The following is a 22,635-nucleotide window of genomic DNA, read 5'->3' as shown; positions in this document are numbered from 1 at the left end:
AGTTACGTGGCAAATTATAGAGGCGGTAGAATAAACGAAGAAATAAAAAAAGACGTAAGTAATACCATACAAAATAAGATAAAAGATCCTAGATTAACTGCAATGGTAAGCGTAACTGATGTAGACGTAAGTAAAGATTTAAGCTATGCTAAAATATATGTTAGTATTTTCGGAAATGAAAAAGAAAAACAAGATTCACTTGCAGCATTAAAAAGTTCAGTTGGATTTATAAGAAAAGAAATAGGGAAAAATGTTAAATTAAGACAAGTACCACAGGTGATTATAGAATTAGATACAACACTAGATAAAGCAATGCATCTAGAATCTTTATTTGATAAAATAAAGAAATAGTTAGTATGAATTTAAAAAAAGTTGTAGAAAAAATTATGGAAAGTAATAGCATAGCTATTACTTTCCATGTATCACCAGATGGAGATTCCCTAGGAAGCGCAACAGCATTGATGTTAGCGCTTAAAAGTTTAAATAAAAATGTGCAAGTGCTTTGTAAAGAAGAAATACCAACTACCTTCTCTTATTTAAAGATAGCTGAAGAAATTAATATAGAGGAATATAAACCACAAGAAAACATTGATTTAGTTATAGTTTTAGATTGTGGAGACAAAAAAAGAATCAATGCAGAATTAGATTTTGAAAATAGAAAATATTCAATAATTAATATAGATCATCATATGTCTAATGAAATGTATGGAGATATTAATTATGTAAGTGTTGAGTCAGCTGCAGTAGGAGAAATAGTATTTAACATTATAAGAATGCTTAAAATACATATAACAGAAGATATGGGATCAGGGATATACACATCATTACTTACTGATACAGGGTCTTTTAGACATAGTAACACAACAAAAGTTACTCATGAAATTGCAGGTTATCTTATAGAAAATGGTTTGAACTTTAGTGAAATTCATAGAAAAATTTTTGACAACAAAGAATTTAATAGAGTAAAATTATATGGAAAAGTTATAGAAAAAATGGAAATGCAATGTGAAAATAATGCAGTATTTATGTACTTAAACAAAACAGATTTAGAATCTCTTGGAATAGAACAAAGTGATACATCAGATTTGTTGGTTTTTGGAACTAAAATAAAGGGTGCAGATGTTACTGCTCTTATAAAAGAGGCAGATAATGGTGTAAAAGTAAGTTTGCGTTCAAAAGAAAAAGTGGATGTAAGAAAAATTGCAGAAGGATTTAATGGTGGTGGACATGTTAGAGCAGCAGGTTTTTACTATGAATCTACTATGGAAGAAATTAAAGAAAAATTAATATCTATATTAGAAAAAGAGTTGATGTAAATGAGTTTTGGTAATAAAAAAAGTGGTATATTAAATATTTATAAACCTAAAAATATGACTTCTTTCGATGTTGTAAGAGATTTAAGAAAAATATTGGGAGAAAAAAAAGTTGGTCATTGTGGGACTTTAGATCCACAGGCTTGTGGCGTTTTACCAGTATGTTTTGGAAGATCAACTAAAATAATAGATTATATAATGGAAGGTACAAAAGAGTATGTTGCTACACTAAAACTTGGAGAAGTAACAGACACTTATGATGTTGAAGGTAAAGTAATAAAAACATTTGAAGTGAAAGTTACAGAAGATGAAGTAAAAGCTGTTATAAACTCGTTTAAAGGGGATATAAAACAGGTACCTCCTATGTATTCTGCTTTAAAGGTTAATGGAAAGAAACTTTATGAATTAGCACGACAAGGTATAGAAATAGAAAGAGCAGCAAGAGATGTAAAAATACATGATATTACCATAGAAAATATAGATATACCTTATGTGAAATTTAAAGTAAGATGTTCTAAAGGGACATATATAAGAAGTTTATGCTATGATATAGGCGAAAAATTGCAATGTGGTGCAGTTATGACAGATTTAGAAAGGACGTCAACAGGTAGATTTACTAAAGAAAATAGTATAAATATAAAAGATTTACATAAAGACAATGTAGAACAGTATATTCTTTCAGTTGAAAGTGCGTTTTTAGATTACCCTAAATTAATAGTAAATAATAAATTTGAAAAATTACTTTTAAATGGTGTTGCTGTAAAAGATAGAAGTTTCATTGATAATATTGAAGAGTTTAAAATATATAGGATTTATAATGAAAATAATGATTTAATAGCAATAGGTAGAAAAACGGAGATAGGATTTAAATTAATAAAAATTTTAGTTTAGAGGTATTATGTATGAAAGTATTGAGGGATAATTTTTCTGAAAAAATAAACACAGATACTTTTGTTGCATTGGGGAGTTTTGATGGAATTCACTTGGGACATCAAAAACTAATAGAGCAAACAATTGAAATGACTAGAAAATTTAATTTAAGCAATAAAAGTAAAAATGCAAAGTCAATGGTCTGTACATTTTATCCTCATCCATTAGTAACTATAAATAGTGTTATAGCACCTAAACTTATTATGGATAATAAAAATAAAATTAAGGTGCTAGAAAATTTGGGATTAGATATTTTAAATTTTATGACCTTTGACAAAAAACTTATGCAAATATCTCCAGAAGAATTTATAATAAAATTAGTTGAAACTTATAATGTAAAAGGTATAGTTGTAGGATTTAATTATAAATTTGGATATAAAAACTTAGGAGATGTTAATTTATTAAAGAAATATAGTAAATTACTAAATTTTTCTCTTTGTATAGTTGAGCCAGTAAAAATAGAAGATGAGGTAATCAGTAGTTCTAAAATACGAAAGTATATAAAAGAAGGAAATCTAGAAAAAGCAAATGAAATGCTAGGAAGAACATACTCTCTTTCAGGTAATGTTATAAAAGGAAAACAAATAGGCAGTAAAATAATGGGATTTCCTACTATAAACTTAAAGTATGATAATAAATTAGTATTACCTAGTAGAGGTGTATATTATACATTAGTAAAATATAAAGGTGATGTGTATAATGCTATGACTAATATAGGATTTAATCCTACAGTTAACGGAAAAAGTCTTAGCGTGGAGACAAATATTTTTGATTTTAATAAAGAGATTTATGGTGAATCTGTAGAGTTATATTTTGTACATAAAATTAGAGAAGAAAAAAAATTTAATATAATAGAAGATTTAGTAAATCAATTGAATAAAGATAAAGAATTTGTCAAAAATATAAGTATAAAACTAAATATAAATATAAATTAGCAATAAATAATTTACAAAGATAATTTTATTTGATATAATTTCTTTGAACCTTATGCTAAGTTTACTGAATTGCCAACGGACTACTTGGAATAAGGGGATATTACAATCGGAGGTGTTTTACACATGGATAAGGCAAGAAAACAAGAAATAATAGCTAAATTCGCAAGAACAGAAGGAGACACAGGATCACCAGAAGTTCAAGTGGCTTTATTAAGCGCAAGAATAAAAGAATTAACTGAGCACTTAAAAGTTCACAAAAAAGACCACCATTCAAGAAGAGGTCTACTAATGATGGTTGGACAAAGAAAAGGTCTTTTAAACTATTTAAAGAAGCAAGATATAGAAAGATATCGTGCTTTAATAGCTGAGTTAGGAATAAGAAAATAATTAGAGCGGCTGTGCCGCTCTATTATTTTAGGTAAATGAAAAAAATTATAAATAATATAGTTACAAATAATAAAGTAATTATAATAATTGAAAGGAGGCAAACAAATGATTCACACATTAGAAACCACTGTGGCAGGAAGACAAATGAAAGTTGAATATGGTAAAGTAGGAATGCTTTCTGATTGTGCGCTCTTCATGAATTATGGAGACACAGTTGTACTTGTTAATGTAAATGCATCAGAACAGCCTAGAGCAGGAATAGACTTTTTCCCTCTAAGTGTTGAATATGAAGAAAGATTATATTCAGTAGGAAAAATTCCAGGAGGATTTATAAAAAGGGAAGGTAAGCCTTCGGAAAAAGCAGTATTAAATGGTAGAGCTATAGATAGACCTATAAGACCTTTATTTCCAAAGGGATATAGAAATGATGTTCAAGTTGTTTGTACTGTAGTGTCTGTAGAGCAAGACAATGTTCCAGACATATTAGCAATGAATGCAGCATCAACTGCATTATATTTATCAAGTATTCCATTTGTAGATCCAGTAGGAACAGTTTCAGTAGGACTTATAGATGGAGAATTTATAACAAATCCTACAGCAGCTGAAAGAGAAAAAAGTTCATTATCATTAACAGTTTGTGCTACAAAAGACAGAGTTATGATGATAGAGGCTGGTGGAGATGAAATACCTGAGGAAACTATGATTGAAGCTATAAATTATGGATTTGATCAATGTCAACAAATGGTTAAATTCCAAGAAGAAGCTAGAGCTAAGTTTGGAAAAGAAAAAATTACACCAGAACTTCATAAAGTAGAAGAAAGTTTAGAAAAAGATATAAGAGAATTTTCTTTCGAAATGTTAAAAGAAGCTATGTATATCACTGATAAAGATGAAAGAAATATAAAAATTTCTGAAATTAAAGAAAAAATTAATGAAGCCTTTGGCGAAAAATATGAAGATAAAATGAGTGATATAGCTGAAGTAATATATGGTATTCAAAAAGAAGTAGTAAGAAATATGTTACTAAAAGAAAAAAGAAGACCAGATGGAAGAGGTTTTGAAGAAATAAGAAAAATCAGCTGTGAAACAGGAATATTACCTAGAACTCATGGTACAGGACTATTTACAAGAGGATTAACTCAAGTTATGACTGTTGCTACATTAGGAGCTTTAGGAGATGTCCAAATAATAGATGGTTTAGGTGAAGAAGAATTTAAAAGATATATGCACCATTATAATTTCCCAGCTTATAGCGTAGGAGAAGTTAGACCATTAAGAGGACCAGGAAGAAGAGAAATAGGTCATGGAGCTTTAGCAGAAAGAGCTTTAGAACCACTTATACCTTCAATAGAAGAGTTCCCGTATACTATAAGATTAGTTTCTGAAGTTTTAAGCTCAAACGGTTCAACATCTCAAGCAAGTGTGTGTGGTAGTACATTAGCGCTATTAGATGCAGGTGTTCCAATAAAAAGACCAGCAGCTGGTATAGCGATGGGATTGATTACTAGTGAAGATTTAACTGAAGAAGAAGTTTTAACTGATATTCAAGGAATAGAAGATTTCTTTGGAGATATGGACTTTAAAGTAGCTGGTACTGAAGAAGGAATAACATCTATACAAGTAGATACAAAAATAAAAGGCTTATCTAAAAATTGTATAAGACAATCTATAGAAAAAGCTAAAGTTGCTAGACTTTATATTTTAGATAAGATAAAAGATTGTATACCAGCGCCAAGAGAAGAATTATCTCAGTACGCTCCAAGAATGTATAGTATTACTGTTCACCCAGATAAGATAAGAGATATAATAGGACCTGGTGGAAAGACAATAAAACAAATTATTGCTGACACAGGGGTAAAAATAGATACTAATGATGATGGTAAAGTAGTTATAATGTCTAATGACAGTGAAAGTGCTAATGCAGCATTAAAAATGATAAAAGATATAACTAAAGAAGTCGAAGTTGGTGAAATTTATTTAGGTAAAGTAACTAAAATAGCTGCATTTGGAGCATTTGTAGAAATTATGCCTAAAAAAGAAGGTTTAGTTCACATATCTAAACTAGATGCAGAAAGAGTAAATAAAGTAGAAGATATTGTATCAGTTGGTGACGAAATTTTAGTAAAAGTTACTGAAATAGATAATCAAGGAAGAATTAATCTTTCAAGAAAAGATGCAATTAAAGATACTCAAGGTAATAACGAAGAAAAGTAATTTATAAATAGAAGGGCTTATTGCCTTTTTATTTTTTTATGCAATTATATAGTAAAATAGATTTTAGTTAAAATTTATTATAAATGTACTCTTGTTAATATGTAATTAATTTTAAACTTTAAAGGATGGAAAGAAAATATATAATGTTTATTTAACAGGTATATATAATTCGATAATCTTAAATAATAATATAAGAACTTATAATAAAAGATTTTAAATTAATATAGAAATAAAATTGTTTATATTGATTTTTACCAAAATATAGATTATATTTATAATAAATTTTAAAAATACCTTCAACAAGGAGAAGAAAATGTATAATTTATTTAGACTTAATAATGGATTACGGGTAGTTGTTGAGAATATTGAGCACTTTAATTCAGTTTCTATAGGATTATGGGTAGAGAATGGGTCAAGAAAAGAAAATCTAAGCAATAATGGGATATCTCATTTTATAGAACACATGTTATTTAAAGGTACAGAAAATAGAACATCTAAAGAGATTGCAGAAGAAATTGAAGATGTAGGTGGTCAAATAAATGCCTTTACAGGTAAAGAGGCTACATGCTACTATATAAAAACTTTGGATACACATCTAGAACTTGGATTAGAAATTTTATCTGATATGTTATTTAATAGTTTATTTAATGAAGATGATATAGAGAAAGAAAAAGGTGTTGTAATAGAGGAAATAAATATGAGTGAAGATAATCCTGAAGATGTACTTGCTGATTTACATGCAAAAGCTGCTTGGGGTGATGATGGATTATCACTTCCTATTTTAGGAAGTGAATCTACTGTAAAATCATTTAATAAAACTTTATTAGTAGATTATGTTAAAGCTCACTACATACCAGAAAATTGTGTCATATCTATATGTGGAAAATTAGATATGAACAAAATAGAAAAGTTAGTAGAGAATTATTTTGGGAAATGGCAATCAGTAAATAAAAACATAACTTTATACTCAACACCAAAAATATTAAAAAATAATTGTTTTAGAAAGAAAGATATAGAACAACTTCACATAAATTTAGGATTGAATGGATTTAAAGTAGGAGATAACGATTTATATACATCTATATTATTATCCAATATTTTAGGAGGAGGCGCCTCATCTTTATTATTTCAAAAAATAAGAGAAGAATTAGGGGTGTGTTATTCAATATACATGTATATGACTTCACATGTTAATAATGGGTTAATTAATGTTTATGCTGGATTAAATCCTAAATATGCTAAATATGCTTTAGAAGCAATAAGTGATGAAGTGTATAAGTTTGCTAATAAGAAAATAGATAATAATAAATTAGCTAAAACTAAGGAACAATTAAAGGGAAATTATATACTAGGATTAGAAAGTACTAGCAGCAGAATGTTTAGTAATGGAAAATCTGTTATGTTTCAAAATAAAATAAATACACCTATGGATGTAATAAATAAAATTGATAAAATAGATATGGACAGTGTAGAGAGGGTACTAGATAAGACATTCAAACAAGGTGTTGTTAATTCAGCATTTGTAGGTAAAGACATAAATATATTAAATGAATATTATAAAGAAAATATAATTAATATAGAAAAATAATAGATAATTTATATCATAAATATAAAAACAGAGTCATAGTTATCTTTATATACATAAAAGAAATGGGGGGTAACTATGGAGGAAAATATTAAATATTTAAGTGAAATGGAGAGATATGAGATTATAAATATCAATGACGGAGATAAATACAATTTTTTAGCTAATAACGATATTGTTATAGATGAACAAGGTGTATTAAAATTATTATTGTTAAATGAAAACAAATCTGGATTTAGCTTTTTAAAAAGTAATGGACTTATGGAAGTACCATGGGAACATGTAAAGAAGATTGGATCAAGAACTATAATAATTGATGTAGAGGATGAAGTTTTAAAAAGGTCTCATATATAACGGGGGTGTATTAATGAAGATACTAGTGCAAAAATTTGGAGGAACTTCTGTTTCAAGTAAAAATAATAGAAATTTAGTTGTAAAAAAGGTTAAATCTGCTATAGAAAATGGATATAGTCCAGTTGTTGTAGTTTCTGCTATGGGAAGAAAAGGAGATAATTATGCAACGGATACGTTGCTTCAATTATTAGATGATGAATTTAAAAGAAATAACTTATTAGCCACAGATGCCATTTTGGGATGTGGAGAAATAATAAGCACAGTGGTAATGTGTAATGAATTATATAATGAAGATATTAATGCTGTTCCATTAACAGGAGGCCTTGCAGGTATACAAACAGATAATACTTATGGAAATGCAACTATATTAAATGTTGATTCTAAGAGAATACTTGAGTTATTAGAAAAAGGAATTGTTCCAGTTGTTGCAGGATTTCAAGGAATTGGCGAGGATGGATACTTAACAACTCTAGGTAGAGGTGGAAGTGATGTTACTGGTGCAATTTTAGGAGCAGGGTTAAATGCTAAGGAAGTTCATATATATACAGATGTAGATGGAATAATGACTGCAGATCCTAGAATAGTTTCTGAAGCTGCACTTATAAAACAAATAGGATATGATGAAGTGTTTCAATTTGCAGATCAAGGGGCAAAAGTTATACATCCAAGAGCTGTGGAAATATCAAAAAAATATGGTATCCCATTAGTTATTAAAAATACATTAAGTGATTGTGAAGGAACTACAATTTCAAATGAAATTTGTGATTTATCTAGCAGTATTATTACTGGGATAACACATATTAAAGATAGAGTCCAAATAACAGTAAGTCATAATGGTACTGAAGAATATATAAATTTATTTGAAATTTTGGCAAATGAGAATATAAGTATAGATCTTATTAGTGTATTTCCAAAGCAAAAAATATTTACTATAGAAAGTAAAGATTTAGATAAATTTAAATCTATATTAAAAGAAATTAACTTAGAATATTCTTATATAGAAAACTGCAGTAAAATAGCTGTAATAGGTTCTAAAATGAAGGGTGTTCCAGGGGTAATGGCACGAATATTAAAGGCATTAACTAAAGGAAATATAGAGGTTTTACAAACAGCAGATTCACATATGACAATTTGGTGTTTGGTAGAGGAAATAAATACACAGTCAGCTATAAACCTTCTTCATAAAGAATTTAATTTAGAACAATAAGTATAACCATATCCCTAAATGCACAGAATATAAATATGTCATTTAGGGAGGTTGTTTTATGAATTTAGAAAAAGAAGAAAAGGAAGTAACAAAGAATATTGTAAGTGAAGTGGAAAAAAATGAAGATGAAATAAGAGCTAGTGAAAATATTGAAAACATTAAAGAATTAGGCGTTCAAAGTGTTCCAGAAGTAGATGAAAGTATACAAGTATTACCTATAATTGGGCAGATTGAAGGGCATAACGTAGGATCTCCGCAAACAAAAGCTACAAAATATGAACATGTAATTCCACAATTAATTGCAATGGAAAGAGATAAAAATGTAAAAGGAATATTAGTTGTGTTAAATACAGTAGGTGGAGATGTGGAAGCAGGTCTGGCTATAGCTGAAATGATTAATAGTTTGACAAAGCCTACAGTATCTTTAGTTATAGGTGGAGGGCATTCAATAGGTGTGCCACTAGCAACATCATCACATTATTCTTTTATATCACCTACAGCAACGATGATAGTTCATCCAGTAAGAATGAATGGTTTAGTTATAGGAGCACCACAAACTTTTGAATATTTTAGAAAAATGCAAGACAGAATAGTAGAGTTTATAGTTAGGACATCTAAAATTTCCGAAGAAGAATTAAGAAAACTGATGGCTCAGACGGATGAACTTTTAAATGATATGGGAACTATACTTATAGGAAAACAAGCTGTAGAATGTGGATTGATTGACGAGGTTGGTGGAATATCCCAAGCTTTAAATAAGTTAAATGAACTTATAAAAACAAATTTAAAATAGGTCTTTGGACCTATTTTTTAATTTGAAATTAAAATAGATCATTATTATAATTAAAATTAGGTGGATTAAATTCAAATATATTTGTAAATCATATTGATAGTATATTTTAGTATAAAAATGTACAAGCATTATTTTATATAAAAACATAGTACTATTTAAAAAATATATATAAAAAGACAAAAAATATATAGTATAATATATAATGTTATTTAAGAATAAGATGAAAATATTTCATGAAATGGATTTAAATATTGTAAAAGGTTATAATGGATATTATAGAGGTATATGGTAGTCAATATAATTTTTAAGTTAAACAGAAATTTTTTACATATTTATTTGAAAATATAATTAATGTATTTCTATTTTATGTTAAAGAATTAAAATATATTATGTCGGAGGTGATACAGTGGCAAGAAGTAGTACAAAAGGTAAAAAAAAGTCGGAAAAGACAAAAGCTAAGGTACAAAAACAACAAGCAAAACCTATGAGCAAGGAAATGAAGGGAATATTATTAATAGTATTAGCACTAATAATATTGTTAAGTCTTTGTTCTACTCTTTTTAATCAAAAAGAATCTTTTACAGGTGTTTTAGGAGTATTCCTTTATAATTTATTAGTTGGAATTGTAGGTATAGGAGCGTATGTCTTACCACTGATATTAATTTTTGTAGGATTTAATTATATAACTAAAGGGAAAATGGAGTTTTCTAAAAAAGTTTGTGGAATAATTTTATTTATTATAAATACTATTCTTATAGTACAAATGGTTACATTACCTAAATATTATGTAGATGGAAACTTGATGGAAAGCCTTAATTTAGTTTATAACTCATATACTATAGTTCATGGAGGGGTTCTAGGATATCTCATAACTCTTCCAATATATAAGCTTTTAGGAAGTATAGGAAGCTATATTATATTTGTAACAGTATATTTATTAGCAATAATTTTAATTAAAGATAGTACTATTAAAGAAATGATTCATACTACAAAAAATATGTTTACCAGTTTAGGTTCAACAATTAAAAATTCAGATAAAAGCATTGAAAATACAATTGTAAAAAGTGATATACCAATAAATGATACTGTTGCAGTAACAGAAGACATATCATTAGATAACCCATTTTTTGACCTTACAAATAAAAAAGAGAATAATGATGATAATAAAATAAAAATTATAGAATTTTTAAAAGAAGAAGATAAAAATTGTGATAATACAGATTTTGCTTTTGAAAATTCAGATGAAAAAGCAAAAAATAGCTTTCATGGAATAAAAAAATATAATTTAAGTCAAGAGGAAAAAGTAGAAGAATTAAATATAAATGACTTTAATAATAATAAGATTTTAGATTATAAAAATCCAGATATTAGTTTGCTTTATAAAAATGATCAAAGTCAATTAAAAAAAGGTGATAAAAAAGAACTTTTAAATAGTGCAAGTAAACTTCAAGATACTCTGCAAAGTTTTGGAGTAGAAGCAAAGGTTACACAAGTCACAAAAGGTCCATCAGTAACTAGATTTGAACTTCAACCTAGTGCAGGGGTAAAAGTAAGTAAAATAGTGAATTTAGCAGATGATATTGCTCTAAACTTAGCGGCTTCAGGAGTAAGAATAGAGGCACCTATACCAGGAAAAGCAGCTGTTGGCATAGAAGTGCCTAATAAAGAACTTTCAGCGGTATACTTAAGAGAAGTAATAGAATCTGAGGAATTTAATAATTTTAATAAAAATTTAGCCTTTTGTTTAGGAAAGGATATAGCAGGAAATTCTATTATATCAGATCTTACTAAAATGCCTCATTTACTTGTTGCAGGAGCTACAGGATCTGGTAAAAGTGTATGTATAAACACATTACTTATGAGCATTTTGTATAAATATTCACCTGATGAAGTGAAATTAGTGTTGATAGATCCTAAAGTTGTAGAATTAAATGTATATAATGGAATTCCACATCTTTTAATTCCAGTAGTAACTGACCCTAAAAAAGCAGCAGGTGCACTGAATTGGGCGGTAAATGAAATGACAAGAAGATATAAAATTTTTGCAGATAGTGGAGTAAGAAATGTAGAAGGATATAATGAAATGGCATCTAAAGGAATCGTGGAAGAGAAACTTCCATGGATAATAATCATTATAGATGAACTTGCAGATCTTATGATGGTTTGTCCGCACGATGTTGAAGATTATATTGGAAGATTAGCGCAAATGGCTAGAGCGGCAGGTATGCATTTAGTTATAGCTACACAAAGACCTTCTGTAGATGTAATTACAGGAGTTATAAAAGCTAATATACCTTCAAGAATATCTTTTGCAGTTTCGAGTCAAATTGACTCTAGAACTATATTAGATTCATCTGGTGCAGAAAAATTACTGGGAAAAGGAGACATGTTATTTTATCCGGTTGGGGAATCTAAACCTCTAAGAATACAAGGAGCTTTTGTATCAGAAGAAGAGGTAGAAAGAGTTGTTAGTTTTATAAAAAATCAAATTGAAGAGCATGTGTATTCAGAACAAATAATTGAGCAAATAGAAGAAGGGATAAAACCATCTCAAGATAGTGAATGTGATGAGCTTTTAAATGAAGCCATAAAAATAGTAGTTGAGGAAGAACAAGCATCTACATCACTGTTGCAGAGAAGATTAAAAATAGGATATAATAGAGCGGCAAGAATTATTGATCAGATGGAAGAACGCGGAATTATATCTGGGAGAAATGGAAGTAAACCAAGACAAGTTTTATTAAGTAAAGAAGAAATATAAGATGTTTTAAAAATTGTAATATAAGGTTATAATGTAATTGTAATATTAAATTTACTTTAAATAACCTATATTATTTTTAGTATAAATGTGATTGTACATTAAGCTTTAAGGTATATATAATATTTTTTGAAATATAAGTGTTACATTATAAAACTAATGAAAAACTTCCAATTATATACAATAAATAGGAGGAAATGAATGAACAAGTTAAAAGTTGGAATAGTAAATTTAGGTTGTGATAAAAATAGAATAGATTCTGAAATAATAGTTGGTAAAGTGAAAGAAAGATATGAAGTAGTTAATGAACCAGAAAATGCAGACATAATAATTATAAATACCTGTGGATTTATAGAAAGCTCTAAAGAAGAATCTATAAATACTATATTGGAAATGTCAAGATTTAAAGAGGGTAAATGTAAGGTCTTAATAGCAACTGGATGTTTAACTCAAAGATATGGAAGTGAACTTTTAAATTTAATTCCTGAGCTAGATATTATATTAGGAGTTAATGATTATGATAAATTAATTGAAAGTGTTGAAAAAGTATTAAAAACTAATAAACAGATAGCGTATACAAATTATAGTGATTCTAATATAAATGTAGGAAAAAGAATAATTACAACTGGAAGTACAACTGCTTATGTAAGAATAGCTGAAGGTTGCAATAATACCTGTGCATATTGTGCGATACCTAAAATAAGAGGTAAATACAGAAGTAGAAAAATGGAAGATATAATTTTAGAAGTAAAAGAATTAGCTATAAATGGTTATAAGGAAATAATATTAGTAGCTCAAGATACAACAAGTTATGGGATAGATATATATAAAGAAAAAAGTCTACATATCTTATTAAAAGAGTTATCTAAAATAAATAGTATTAAATGGATACGTGTTTTATATTGTTATGCAGAAGAACTTACAGATGATATAATAAGTGAATTTGCAACTAATGATAAAGTTTGTAAATATGTAGATATTCCAATACAACACATAAGTGATAATATATTAAAATCAATGCGCAGAAAAGGAAGAAAAAGGAATATAACTGAAAATATACTAAAATTAAGAAAACAAATACCAGATGTAGTTTTAAGAACAACTCTTATAGTAGGGTTCCCTGGAGAAACTGAAGAAGATTTTAATGAACTAAAAGAGTTTGTAAAAGAAATAAAATTTGACAAATTAGGCGTATTTACTTACTCGCAAGAAGAAGATACTGTAGCAGCAGAGATGGATAATCAGATTGATGAAGGAATAAAAGAAGAAAGATATCATCAAATTATGCAAATACAGCAAAAAATATCTAAAGAAGTTAATAAAAATAAAGTAGGAAAAACATATGATGTTTTAGTAGAAAGTAAAGATGGAGAAGTTTATATAGGTAGAAATTCAGTTATGTGTCCAGAGGTAGATGGAGAAATATTTATAGAATCTAAAGAAGAGTTGAAAATTGGTCAATTTGTTAAAGTGAAAATTATTAGAGCGTTAGAGTATGATTTAATAGCTGTATTGGAAAAATAACCTTAAAGTTAAGTTTTAAAAATATTTAGTGGGAGTTGTGTTTTATGAATCTTGCAAACAAGCTTACAATAATAAGAATGATTTTAGTGCCATTTTTTTTATTTTTCATGGCTTTTGATACTAAAATAGGCATATTTATTGCAACTGTAATATTTATAGTTGCATCAATAACAGATAAATTAGATGGATATATAGCAAGAAGTAGGAACCAAATAACTAATTTTGGAAAATTTATGGACCCGTTAGCAGATAAACTTTTAGTTACATCTGCCCTTGTAGTTTTAGTAGAGCTAGGGATTATGCCGGCTTGGATGGTTATGGTAATAGTTGCTAGGGAATTTGCCGTTTCTGGATTAAGAACGGTTGCTGCTTCAGAAGGTGTAGTTATTGCTGCTAGTCAGTGGGGAAAATGGAAAACCGTTGTACAAATGACGTTTATAATATTAGCTCTAGTAACATTAAATGTTCCAAATAATATATTGATTATATTAACTAAAGTATTTATGATTTTGTCTGTGATTATAACTTTAATCTCAGGAATTGATTATTTTGTGAAAAATAAAAATATCATAAATACAGAAAAGTAAAATTTAATTAGTTTAAAAATGATTTTATTGAAAGTAAAAAAACTAGTTTTTAACTAGTTTTTTTACTTAATACTATGTTCAATATAGTTAGAAAAAATGATTAAAAAATTATATAATGTTAAGTATAATAATAATATGATAAAATAAATTGACAACATTTATTTTAAAATGTATACTTGTCTAACTAAGCAAAAAATATTGTTAGTATGATACATTAAGTTTATATATTAAGCTTATATATAAGATTTTTATTAGAAAGGGTGGCGCGATATGAATAGTGAAAAGCTTAAGGCTTTAGAGTCGGCTATGACTCAAATAGAGAAGCAATTTGGAAAAGGTTCTGTTATGAAATTAGGAGAAAATAGTGTATTAGAGATAGATGCTATTTCAACTGGTTGTTTAGGACTTGATATAGGACTTGGAATAGGTGGTGTTCCAAGAGGAAGAATCATGGAAATATTTGGGCCAGAGTCATCAGGTAAAACAACAGTAGCTTTACATATTGTTGCAGAAGCTCAAAAAGCTGGTGGAGTTGCTGCATTTATAGATGCAGAACATGCTTTGGATCCTGTTTATGCAAAAGCATTAGGAGTAGATATTGATAATTTAATTGTATCTCAGCCAGATACTGGAGAACAAGGATTAGAAATAACAGAAGCATTAGTGCGTTCAGGTGCAGTAGATATAGTAGTAGTAGATTCTGTTGCTGCATTAGTGCCTAAGGCTGAAATAGAAGGTGAAATGGGTGATTCACATGTAGGACTTCAAGCAAGACTTATGTCACAAGCATTAAGAAAACTAGCAGGTTCTATAAACAAATCTAAATGTGTAGCAGTATTTATAAATCAGTTAAGAGAAAAAGTTGGAATAATGTTTGGTAACCCAGAGACGACTCCTGGAGGAAGAGCATTAAAATTCTATGCATCTGTAAGATTAGATGTTAGAAGAATAGATAGTATAAAACAAGGTGATGAATTTTTAGGTAATAGAACAAGAGTGAAAATAACTAAAAATAAAGTGGCGCCTCCATTTAAACAAGCTGAATTTGATATAATGTATGGAGAAGGTATATCTAAAGAAGGTGATGTTTTAGATATAGGTGTTAAAGAAGAAATAGTTCAAAAGAGTGGTGCATGGTTCTCTTATGGTGATGTAAGATTAGGACAAGGTAGAGAAAATGCTAAAAACTATTTTAAAGAGAATCCTCAAATAAGATTAGAAATAGAAAATAAAATAAGAGCTAAATATGATTTACCATTATACAAAGAATCAACAAACTCATCAAAAAAAGTTTCAAAAGAGGAAAAAGAAGTTACAAAATAAGTTTTTGAAATTAAGGAGGGAAAACCCTCCTTTTTTTATGTCAAAAAGATATAAGGTAGTTAATTTTAAAAAAAATTAAAGAGTTTATTTAAAATACTTGTTTATATTAATATTAATAATATATACTTAATGAGGAATAGTTTTTCGAAGGGTTATTTATATAAAACAGCTGTAACAATAAAAAAACTATACAAGGTCTCTAAATGAAAGTTAATATTCATAGAAAAAGGTGTAAATTGGTATCAGTTAAGTATTTTATAAAATGTAAAGTTAAAGAAATAATATTATTATATTTAAAATAAGACTTTGAATATACCTATTGAATTTTGGTTATAATTTAGATAATATCCTGATTATTTTTAAATATAAAAAAATAAAATGAATTAAAAAAATAGCACTATGAAAACCTTGTAAAGGCTAGTGTTATGCACTCTTTAGCAAATGTTAATCATCTTGACATTATATAGAAAGTAATATAAAATAAATACAAATACTGGTTTAGCATAATATAATTGCTACCAATTGAATAAAGTATGACACCTTTTCTAACTTTTATTTTGGAGTAAAATAGATTGCACTAAAAATGAAGAAGGAGGTGTTTATATACAATGACTGAATTGAATGCATTGTTTATAATAGGATTATTAATTGTTATTTTAATTGGAACTTTTGTTGTTATTTATACTAGAAAAAATATATCACAAACTAATATTGCTAAGTCTGAGGAAGATGCTAAAAAAATTATAGAGGAGGCTAAAAAAGAGGCCGAATCTGCAAAGAAAGAATCTATACTAGAGGCTAAAGAAGAAGTCCATAGATTAAGAACGGATTTTGAAAGAGAGTCTAGAGAAAGAAGAAATGAAGTACAAAGACTTGAAAGAAGAGTAATTCAAAGGGAAGAGTCTCTAGATAAGAAAAATGCAATATTAGAAAAAAAAGAGGATACCCTTAATAAGAAGCAACAAGAGGTAGAGGCATTAGAAACGAGTATACAAGACTTGTATACTAAAGAAAGAGAAGAATTAGAAAGATTATCAAATCTTACTTCAGAAGAAGCTAAGCAAGTTTTGCTTGAGGAAGTAAGAAAAGAAATTAGACATGAAACAGCAATCATGATTAAAGATGTTGAACAAAAGGCGAAAGAAGAAGCTGATAAAAAAGCTAGAGAAATTATAACTTATGCTATACAAAGATGTGCAGCAGACCATGTTGCAGAATCTACTGTTCATGTTGTTTCACTTCCAAATGATGAAATGAAAGGAAGGATAATTGGTAGAGAGGGTAGAAATATTCGAGCACTTGAAACTCTTACAGGTGTAGATTTAATTATAGATGATACTCCAGAAGCCGTGATTCTTTCAGGATTTGATCCGATTAGAAGAGAAGTTGCTAAAATAGCTTTAGAAAAATTAATAGTTGATGGACGAATACATCCTGCTAGAATAGAAGAAATGGTTGAAAAAGCTAAGAAGGATGTAGAAAATGATATCAGAGAAGAAGGCGAACAGGCTACTTTTGAAACAGGTGTACATGGTCTACATATAGAGGTATTAAAACTATTAGGAAGACTTAAGTACAGAACAAGTTATGGTCAGAATGTGTTAAAACATTCAATTGAGGTTTCTTATTTAGCAGGGCTAATGGCTTCAGAGTTAGGTATAGATCCAACAGTTGCAAAAAGATGTGGGTTGTTACATGACATTGGTAAAGCGGTAGATCATGAAGTTCAAGGTCCACATGCATTAATAGGATCAGAACTTGCAAAAAAATATCATGAATCAGCAATAGTTGTAAATGCTATAGCTGCTCACCATGGAGATGTTGAACAACAATCACTTGAAGCTGTTTTGGTTCAAGCAGCTGATGCTATTTCAGCGGCAAGGCCAGGAGCTAGAAGAGAAACTTTAGAAGCTTACATTAAGCGTTTAGAAAAGCTTGAAGAAATTGCGAATTCATATGAAGGTGTAGAAAAGTCATATGCCATTCAGGCTGGAAGAGAAGTTAGAATTATGATTAAACCAGAAGAGATTGATGATACAGGTGCTATTGAGGTGGCAAGGGATATTGTGAAGAGAATAGAGGGAGAATTAGAGTACCCAGGTCAAATAAAGGTAAATGTAATCAGAGAAACTCGCGCTATAGAGTATGCAAAATAGTAAATTTTTATAAAATAGACAAAAATAATCTTCTTAAATTTTGAAAAAATTTATTTTTATCAAAAATTTAAGAGGATTTTTTTAACTTTTGTAGAATATCTAATTATACAGAATTTAAATTTACTAGGAGGGTTAATCATGGAAGTATTAAAAGTTTCAGCAAAATCAAGCCCAAATTCAGTAGCAGGAGCTTTAGCAGGGGTATTAAGAGAAAAAGGAGCAGCAGAAATACAGGCTATAGGTGCTGGTGCTCTTAATCAAGCTGTGAAATCGGTTGCCATAGCTAGGGGGTTTGTAGCACCGAGTGGAATAGATTTAGTTTGTGTTCCAGCATTTACAGATATAGAAATCGATGGGGAAGAACGAACTGCTATAAGATTAATTGTACAACCTAGATAATTATTAGAAAATAAATTATATAGGCACAATCCCAAAATAGTATTTAAATTCTATTTTGGGATTGTTTTTTAATGCTATAGAGAAAAATATAGTGAAAAGTTAAGTGTTAAATTTACTTTATTATAAAAAAATAAAAAATATAGAATGAATTATAAAAAATAAACCATAATATATAATGAGTTATGATTTAAAATAAAAGTGATATACAAATAGATATATAATGTGTCACTTTGTTTAGTAAATGTTCAAAATACGCTATAAACTTGTTTACACTTTATACAATAAATGATATAGTATAAATTGTATGAAGTATATCCTTCATAAGAGGGAAAAATGAAGGTATCAATTCAAGTTTACATAAAATATACTGAGCAATGGGGGTTTAATTTATGAAATTATCAAATAAAGCTTTGCAAATTTCACCATCTTTAACTTTAGCAATAACAGCTAAAGCAAAACAAATGAAAGCAGATGGAATAGATGTGATTGGATTTGGAGCAGGTGAGCCAGATTTTAATACTCCAAAAAATATTCAAAATGCTGCTATTGATGCAATTCAAAAGGGATTAACTAGATATACTGCTGCTTCAGGAATAGTTGAATTAAAAGAAGCAATAGTTAATAAGTTTAAAAATGATAATAATTTAACTTATAAAACATCTCAAATAGTAATTTCAACAGGCGCTAAACAATGTTTAGCAAATGCATTTCAAGCTATTTTAAATCCTAATGATGAAGTACTAATTGGAGTTCCTTATTGGGTAAGTTATCCTGAACTAGTACAACTAGCAGATGGAAAGCCAGTTTTTGTAGAAACTTCAGAATCAAATGCCTTTAAGTTAACAGTAGATGCATTAAAAAAAGCTACAACAGAAAAAACAAAAGCTTTAATATTAAATAGTCCTAATAATCCAACAGGAACAGCATATACAAAAGAGGAGTTATTAGCTATAGCAGACTTTGCTAAAGAAAAAGATATAATGATTATTTCAGATGAAATTTATGAAAAATTATTATATGGTTCAGAAGGTCATATATCAATAGCAAGTCTTTCAGAAGATGCTTATAATAGAACAATAGTTATTAACGGTGTATCCAAAGCATATGCTATGACTGGTTGGAGAATTGGTTATGTTGCAGCTCCGGAAGAAATTGCAAAACTAATGTCAAACATTCAAAGTCATACAACATCAAATCCTTGTTCAATATCTCAATATGCATCAGTTGAAGCTTTAAATGGGGAACAAGGCGAAGTTGAAGCAATGATAAAGGAATTTAAAAATAGAAGAGATTTTATGGTTGATAGAATTAATTCAATAGATAATTTATCTTGTGTAAAACCAGAAGGTGCATTTTATGTTATGGTTAATATAAGTAAAGTTTTAGGTAAAAAATTTAATGGTGTAACAATAAAAGATTCATTAACTTTCTCACAATTATTATTAGAGGAAGAAAAAGTTGCGTTAGTTCCAGGTATAGCATTTGGAGTTGATGAATTTGTAAGATTATCTTATGCTACATCTGTAGAAAATATAAAAGAAGGACTAAACAGAATAGAAAAATTTATAAAAAACATACAATAATTAAGAGGTGATGCCAGTGGTATCAAAGGAATTAAAAATTAAAAATTCACAAGGATTACATGCTAGACCAGCTACTTTATTAGTTAGAGTAGCATCATCGTTTAAATCATCAATAAGTATTGAATATAATGATAAAGCTGCTAATGCTAAAAGTTTAATAGGAATTTTATCTTTAGGAATTAATAAGGATAGTACTGTTAATATAGTGATAAAAGGCAGTGATGAAGAAAAAGCACTAGAAAATATTTGTGAATTGATAAACAACTTAGAATAATATAAGAAAAACTGCTAATAGTTTATTAGCAGTTTTTCTTATATTCTATTATAATTAAAATAGGTGATGAATGAATATGAATGAAATTATATTATCAAACAAAAAAAATGAAATGCTAAAACATATAGGAGTTAATAATAATCATTTCATAAAAAATTTTTTAAATATAAAGGGCAATAGAAGTGTTAATACGGCAAAAAGCTATGAAAGAGATATAAAAGATTTTTTTAATGTGAGTAATGTTGAAGAAATAACATTAAATAATATAAAAGAAGTAAATATATTTCATGTTCAAAATTATATATTATATCTTACTGAAAAAGGATTTTCTTCAGCTACAATAAATAGAAAAATTTCTTCATTAAGTGCACTTTATAAATGGTTATTAAAATATAAGGATAATTATAATGAAATAGAAATTATAAAATATAATCCTTTTTCTGGATTAAAGGAAGAAAAACCTGTAGTTAATAATAAAGAGACAGAATTTTTGACTGAAGAAGAATGTAAAAAGATAATAAATAGTATAAAAACAGATAATGTTATTGGTTTAAGGAATAGAGCTATTATTGCATTAGCTCTTACCACAGCTTTAAGAAAATCAGAAATAATAAATATAAAAATAAAAGATATTTGTGCTTATGGAGATTATGATGTAATTATAGTGAAAAGGAAAGGGAATAAACAAGATATGGTAAAACTTCAAAAGCAAGTTTTAGATTTTATTTACGAATATCTACTTGCTACATCAAGAGATAAAATTAATAATAAAGAAGATTACTTGTTTTTAGGTCATTCAAGAAACAGTAAAAAGTATAGCAAATTAGATCCTAGTAGTTTAAATTATATAATAAAAAACATATGTAAAAAGGCAAATATAAAAAAAGAAATAAAGGTCCATTCTATGAGACATACAGCTATAACTTTGGCAATAACTAAAGGTGTAACAATAGAAAAGGTAAGAGAGTTTGCAGGACATAGGAATATAGCTACAACTAATAGATATATACATTCAATAGATAAACTTAAAAATAATGCAGGAGATGCAATAGATATTTTTTAAAAAAATCTTTTGAAAAGGTATAAATTATATATAATTTGGAGGTTAAGTAAAGAATTTTAAATTATAAATAAAAAGATTGAAAAAGAAGTTAATCCTTCGTTTTCAATCTTTTTTTATTAAAAACAGTATTTAAGTTAATTTGTAAAGTGAAAAATATATTAAATTGTAACTTATTTAAATTAAATAATATACTTAATAAATATATTAAAGGGTTGTTATTATTCAATAGAAATAAGTACAATTAATTATTATTAATGAAAAGTTTATCATAAAAGTTATAATCAACTTCTAAGAAATTATTTCTAAAAATCTATTAATATAATTTTTTTGTAAATTTATATAGAAAAAAAGCATGTTTAGAGCTACTAGGAGCATAACAAATAATAATAAATTTTAACCTTATTTAATAAATGAATAATTTTAGAATTTAGTTTATAATTTTATGCTATGCAAAAGCAATATTATCATAAAATAAATGTGTAGAGCATACGTTATATTGTATATATTTTCAAGTGAAAATTTAAAAAAATATTTTATTGTAATATAAAATGTAAAAAGGGGGTAAAGTTGCCAAAAGGATATGTGGAGTTTAAAATGTTGGTAACAGTGAAATTATGAATTATGATGAATATGACTTAATTCCATTACAAAGTATAAATAACATAAAATTGTCAGAAGAAATGGAAGAATTCATGGCTCTATATAGCATGAGAGGGCTTATCAATTTTGAAAGAAGTAAATTTATAGGTTTTTTAACACCAATGCCTGCTGTGATTGAAGAAAATGAGTTTGTGAAACATAATTTAATAGAATCTGAAAATGAACATAAATTTGGTTGTATAAATAAAAAGTATGATGATTTTAAAATTAATAAGACTGTAAATAGAATAGAGAAAAACAATCCAGAAATAATTAGGTTTTTATTATCTACAGGTATATCTTACAAACAAAGTAAAAATGTAATTGAAAAAATACTAAAATTGGCAGCATTATATAAATAAATAAAATTAAGTAAGCTCTTCTCAAGTGTTGAGAAGAGCTTAAAGTCTATGGTTAACATATAGTACAAAATTATTTCAAAAAATATAATGAATATTACGAAAAATATATGATGTAAAGTGTTGCTAATTATTTTTCTGAAAATTCTATTTTAAAATTATGGGTTAAAATTTGACTTATGGTATTTTAATAATTTATAATAGCTATAAGAATTAGATAATTAGTTAGTGTGTTTTGCATATAAAATAATT

20 protein-coding genes are annotated in these 22,635 nt (G+C 27.5%); all 20 read left to right on the top strand.

The annotated features are described in order from the left end of the window. The first annotated feature begins 6 nt into the window (after nucleotides 1-6). Nucleotides 7-351 carry a 30S ribosome-binding factor RbfA gene (rbfA, locus tag KQI36_RS02505; protein ID WP_010292736.1) on the top strand — a complete coding sequence of 115 codons (345 nt, stop codon included), beginning with the start codon at nucleotides 7-9 and terminating at the stop codon, nucleotides 349-351. Nucleotides 352-356: 5 nt separating this feature from the next. After that, complete coding sequence (locus KQI36_RS02500; protein ID WP_216449501.1) at nucleotides 357-1,316, top strand: DHH family phosphoesterase; 960 nt, start codon at nucleotides 357-359, stop codon at nucleotides 1,314-1,316. Then, a complete protein-coding gene (gene truB / locus KQI36_RS02495) occupies nucleotides 1,317-2,204 on the top strand; it encodes a tRNA pseudouridine(55) synthase TruB (RefSeq protein ID WP_216449500.1) in 888 nt (295 codons plus the stop codon). It begins immediately after the preceding gene. 11 nt (nucleotides 2,205-2,215) lie between these two features. Beyond that, nucleotides 2,216-3,178: a bifunctional riboflavin kinase/FAD synthetase gene (locus tag KQI36_RS02490; protein ID WP_216449499.1), complete on the top strand. Its 963-nt coding sequence runs from the start codon at nucleotides 2,216-2,218 to the stop codon at nucleotides 3,176-3,178. Between the two features lie 123 nt (nucleotides 3,179-3,301). Further along, nucleotides 3,302-3,565, top strand: a complete 264-nt coding sequence (gene rpsO / locus KQI36_RS02485; RefSeq protein WP_010292729.1) for a 30S ribosomal protein S15 — start codon at nucleotides 3,302-3,304, stop codon at nucleotides 3,563-3,565. Nucleotides 3,566-3,670: 105 nt separating this feature from the next. Further along, on the top strand, nucleotides 3,671-5,779 hold the full coding sequence (locus tag KQI36_RS02480) for a polyribonucleotide nucleotidyltransferase (RefSeq protein ID WP_216449498.1): 2,109 nt from the start codon (nucleotides 3,671-3,673) through the stop codon (nucleotides 5,777-5,779). A gap of 313 nt (nucleotides 5,780-6,092) precedes the next feature. Then, nucleotides 6,093-7,367, top strand: coding sequence for a M16 family metallopeptidase (locus KQI36_RS02475; RefSeq protein WP_216449497.1), 1,275 nt, complete (start codon nucleotides 6,093-6,095; stop codon nucleotides 7,365-7,367). Between the two features lie 75 nt (nucleotides 7,368-7,442). Then, on the top strand, nucleotides 7,443-7,718 hold the full coding sequence (locus KQI36_RS02470) for a YlmC/YmxH family sporulation protein (RefSeq protein ID WP_010292723.1): 276 nt from the start codon (nucleotides 7,443-7,445) through the stop codon (nucleotides 7,716-7,718). Nucleotides 7,719-7,731: 13 nt separating this feature from the next. Beyond that, nucleotides 7,732-8,925 carry an aspartate kinase gene (gene dapG / locus KQI36_RS02465; RefSeq protein ID WP_010292720.1) on the top strand — a complete coding sequence of 398 codons (1,194 nt, stop codon included), beginning with the start codon at nucleotides 7,732-7,734 and terminating at the stop codon, nucleotides 8,923-8,925. A gap of 58 nt (nucleotides 8,926-8,983) precedes the next feature. Then, nucleotides 8,984-9,718, top strand: coding sequence for a ClpP family protease (locus tag KQI36_RS02460; protein WP_216449496.1), 735 nt, complete (start codon nucleotides 8,984-8,986; stop codon nucleotides 9,716-9,718). Between the two features lie 484 nt (nucleotides 9,719-10,202). Continuing rightward, complete coding sequence (locus tag KQI36_RS02455) at nucleotides 10,203-12,479, top strand: FtsK/SpoIIIE family DNA translocase (RefSeq protein ID WP_216449925.1); 2,277 nt, start codon at nucleotides 10,203-10,205, stop codon at nucleotides 12,477-12,479. A 198-nt stretch (nucleotides 12,480-12,677) separates the two neighbouring features. Next, nucleotides 12,678-14,000, top strand: a complete 1,323-nt coding sequence (gene rimO / locus KQI36_RS02450) for a 30S ribosomal protein S12 methylthiotransferase RimO (RefSeq protein ID WP_216449495.1) — start codon at nucleotides 12,678-12,680, stop codon at nucleotides 13,998-14,000. A gap of 44 nt (nucleotides 14,001-14,044) precedes the next feature. Then, nucleotides 14,045-14,587: a CDP-diacylglycerol--glycerol-3-phosphate 3-phosphatidyltransferase gene (pgsA, locus tag KQI36_RS02445; protein ID WP_010292711.1), complete on the top strand. Its 543-nt coding sequence runs from the start codon at nucleotides 14,045-14,047 to the stop codon at nucleotides 14,585-14,587. 270 nt (nucleotides 14,588-14,857) lie between these two features. Further along, entirely contained in the window at nucleotides 14,858-15,910 is a 1,053-nt protein-coding gene (gene recA / locus KQI36_RS02440) for a recombinase RecA (RefSeq protein WP_010292709.1), read from the top strand. A gap of 608 nt (nucleotides 15,911-16,518) precedes the next feature. Further along, nucleotides 16,519-18,066, top strand: coding sequence for a ribonuclease Y (rny, locus tag KQI36_RS02435; RefSeq protein WP_216449494.1), 1,548 nt, complete (start codon nucleotides 16,519-16,521; stop codon nucleotides 18,064-18,066). A 138-nt stretch (nucleotides 18,067-18,204) separates the two neighbouring features. Further along, on the top strand, nucleotides 18,205-18,465 hold the full coding sequence (locus tag KQI36_RS02430) for a stage V sporulation protein S (RefSeq protein WP_010292705.1): 261 nt from the start codon (nucleotides 18,205-18,207) through the stop codon (nucleotides 18,463-18,465). Between the two features lie 389 nt (nucleotides 18,466-18,854). Beyond that, on the top strand, nucleotides 18,855-20,048 hold the full coding sequence (locus tag KQI36_RS02425) for a pyridoxal phosphate-dependent aminotransferase (protein WP_216449493.1): 1,194 nt from the start codon (nucleotides 18,855-18,857) through the stop codon (nucleotides 20,046-20,048). Between the two features lie 16 nt (nucleotides 20,049-20,064). Beyond that, a complete protein-coding gene (locus KQI36_RS02420) occupies nucleotides 20,065-20,322 on the top strand; it encodes an HPr family phosphocarrier protein (protein ID WP_216449492.1) in 258 nt (85 codons plus the stop codon). A 76-nt stretch (nucleotides 20,323-20,398) separates the two neighbouring features. Beyond that, a complete protein-coding gene (locus tag KQI36_RS02415; RefSeq protein WP_244991454.1) occupies nucleotides 20,399-21,385 on the top strand; it encodes a tyrosine-type recombinase/integrase in 987 nt (328 codons plus the stop codon). Nucleotides 21,386-21,999: 614 nt separating this feature from the next. Then, nucleotides 22,000-22,386, top strand: a complete 387-nt coding sequence (locus KQI36_RS02410; RefSeq protein WP_216449490.1) for a hypothetical protein — start codon at nucleotides 22,000-22,002, stop codon at nucleotides 22,384-22,386. Nucleotides 22,387-22,635: the final 249 nt, after the last annotated feature.

The organism is Clostridium senegalense, from assembly GCF_018916625.1.
In the GTDB taxonomy this organism is placed as follows: Bacteria; Bacillota; Clostridia; order Clostridiales; family Clostridiaceae; genus Clostridium_J; species Clostridium_J senegalense.
This window is presented reverse-complemented; position numbering and strand designations above follow the sequence as displayed.

Excerpts from the sequence above, each read along its gene's own strand:
- KQI36_RS02460 (WP_216449496.1), top strand. The coding sequence starts at position 8,984 with ATGAATTTAGAAAAAGAAGAAAAGGAAGTAACAAAGAATATTGTAAGT.
- KQI36_RS02455 (WP_216449925.1), top strand. The coding sequence starts at position 10,203 with ATGAGCAAGGAAATGAAGGGAATATTATTAATAGTATTAGCACTAATA.
- pgsA (WP_010292711.1), top strand. The coding sequence starts at position 14,045 with ATGAATCTTGCAAACAAGCTTACAATAATAAGAATGATTTTAGTGCCA.
- KQI36_RS02490 (WP_216449499.1), top strand. The coding sequence starts at position 2,216 with ATGAAAGTATTGAGGGATAATTTTTCTGAAAAAATAAACACAGATACT.
- rny (WP_216449494.1), top strand. The coding sequence starts at position 16,519 with ATGACTGAATTGAATGCATTGTTTATAATAGGATTATTAATTGTTATT.
- rpsO (WP_010292729.1), top strand. The coding sequence starts at position 3,302 with ATGGATAAGGCAAGAAAACAAGAAATAATAGCTAAATTCGCAAGAACA.
- truB (WP_216449500.1), top strand. The coding sequence starts at position 1,317 with ATGAGTTTTGGTAATAAAAAAAGTGGTATATTAAATATTTATAAACCT.
- KQI36_RS02475 (WP_216449497.1), top strand. The coding sequence starts at position 6,093 with ATGTATAATTTATTTAGACTTAATAATGGATTACGGGTAGTTGTTGAG.
- KQI36_RS02425 (WP_216449493.1), top strand. The coding sequence starts at position 18,855 with ATGAAATTATCAAATAAAGCTTTGCAAATTTCACCATCTTTAACTTTA.
- KQI36_RS02500 (WP_216449501.1), top strand. The coding sequence starts at position 357 with ATGAATTTAAAAAAAGTTGTAGAAAAAATTATGGAAAGTAATAGCATA.
- KQI36_RS02430 (WP_010292705.1), top strand. The coding sequence starts at position 18,205 with ATGGAAGTATTAAAAGTTTCAGCAAAATCAAGCCCAAATTCAGTAGCA.
- dapG (WP_010292720.1), top strand. The coding sequence starts at position 7,732 with ATGAAGATACTAGTGCAAAAATTTGGAGGAACTTCTGTTTCAAGTAAA.
- KQI36_RS02410 (WP_216449490.1), top strand. The coding sequence starts at position 22,000 with ATGAATTATGATGAATATGACTTAATTCCATTACAAAGTATAAATAAC.
- KQI36_RS02480 (WP_216449498.1), top strand. The coding sequence starts at position 3,671 with ATGATTCACACATTAGAAACCACTGTGGCAGGAAGACAAATGAAAGTT.
- rimO (WP_216449495.1), top strand. The coding sequence starts at position 12,678 with ATGAACAAGTTAAAAGTTGGAATAGTAAATTTAGGTTGTGATAAAAAT.
- KQI36_RS02470 (WP_010292723.1), top strand. The coding sequence starts at position 7,443 with ATGGAGGAAAATATTAAATATTTAAGTGAAATGGAGAGATATGAGATT.
- recA (WP_010292709.1), top strand. The coding sequence starts at position 14,858 with ATGAATAGTGAAAAGCTTAAGGCTTTAGAGTCGGCTATGACTCAAATA.
- KQI36_RS02415 (WP_244991454.1), top strand. The coding sequence starts at position 20,399 with ATGAATGAAATTATATTATCAAACAAAAAAAATGAAATGCTAAAACAT.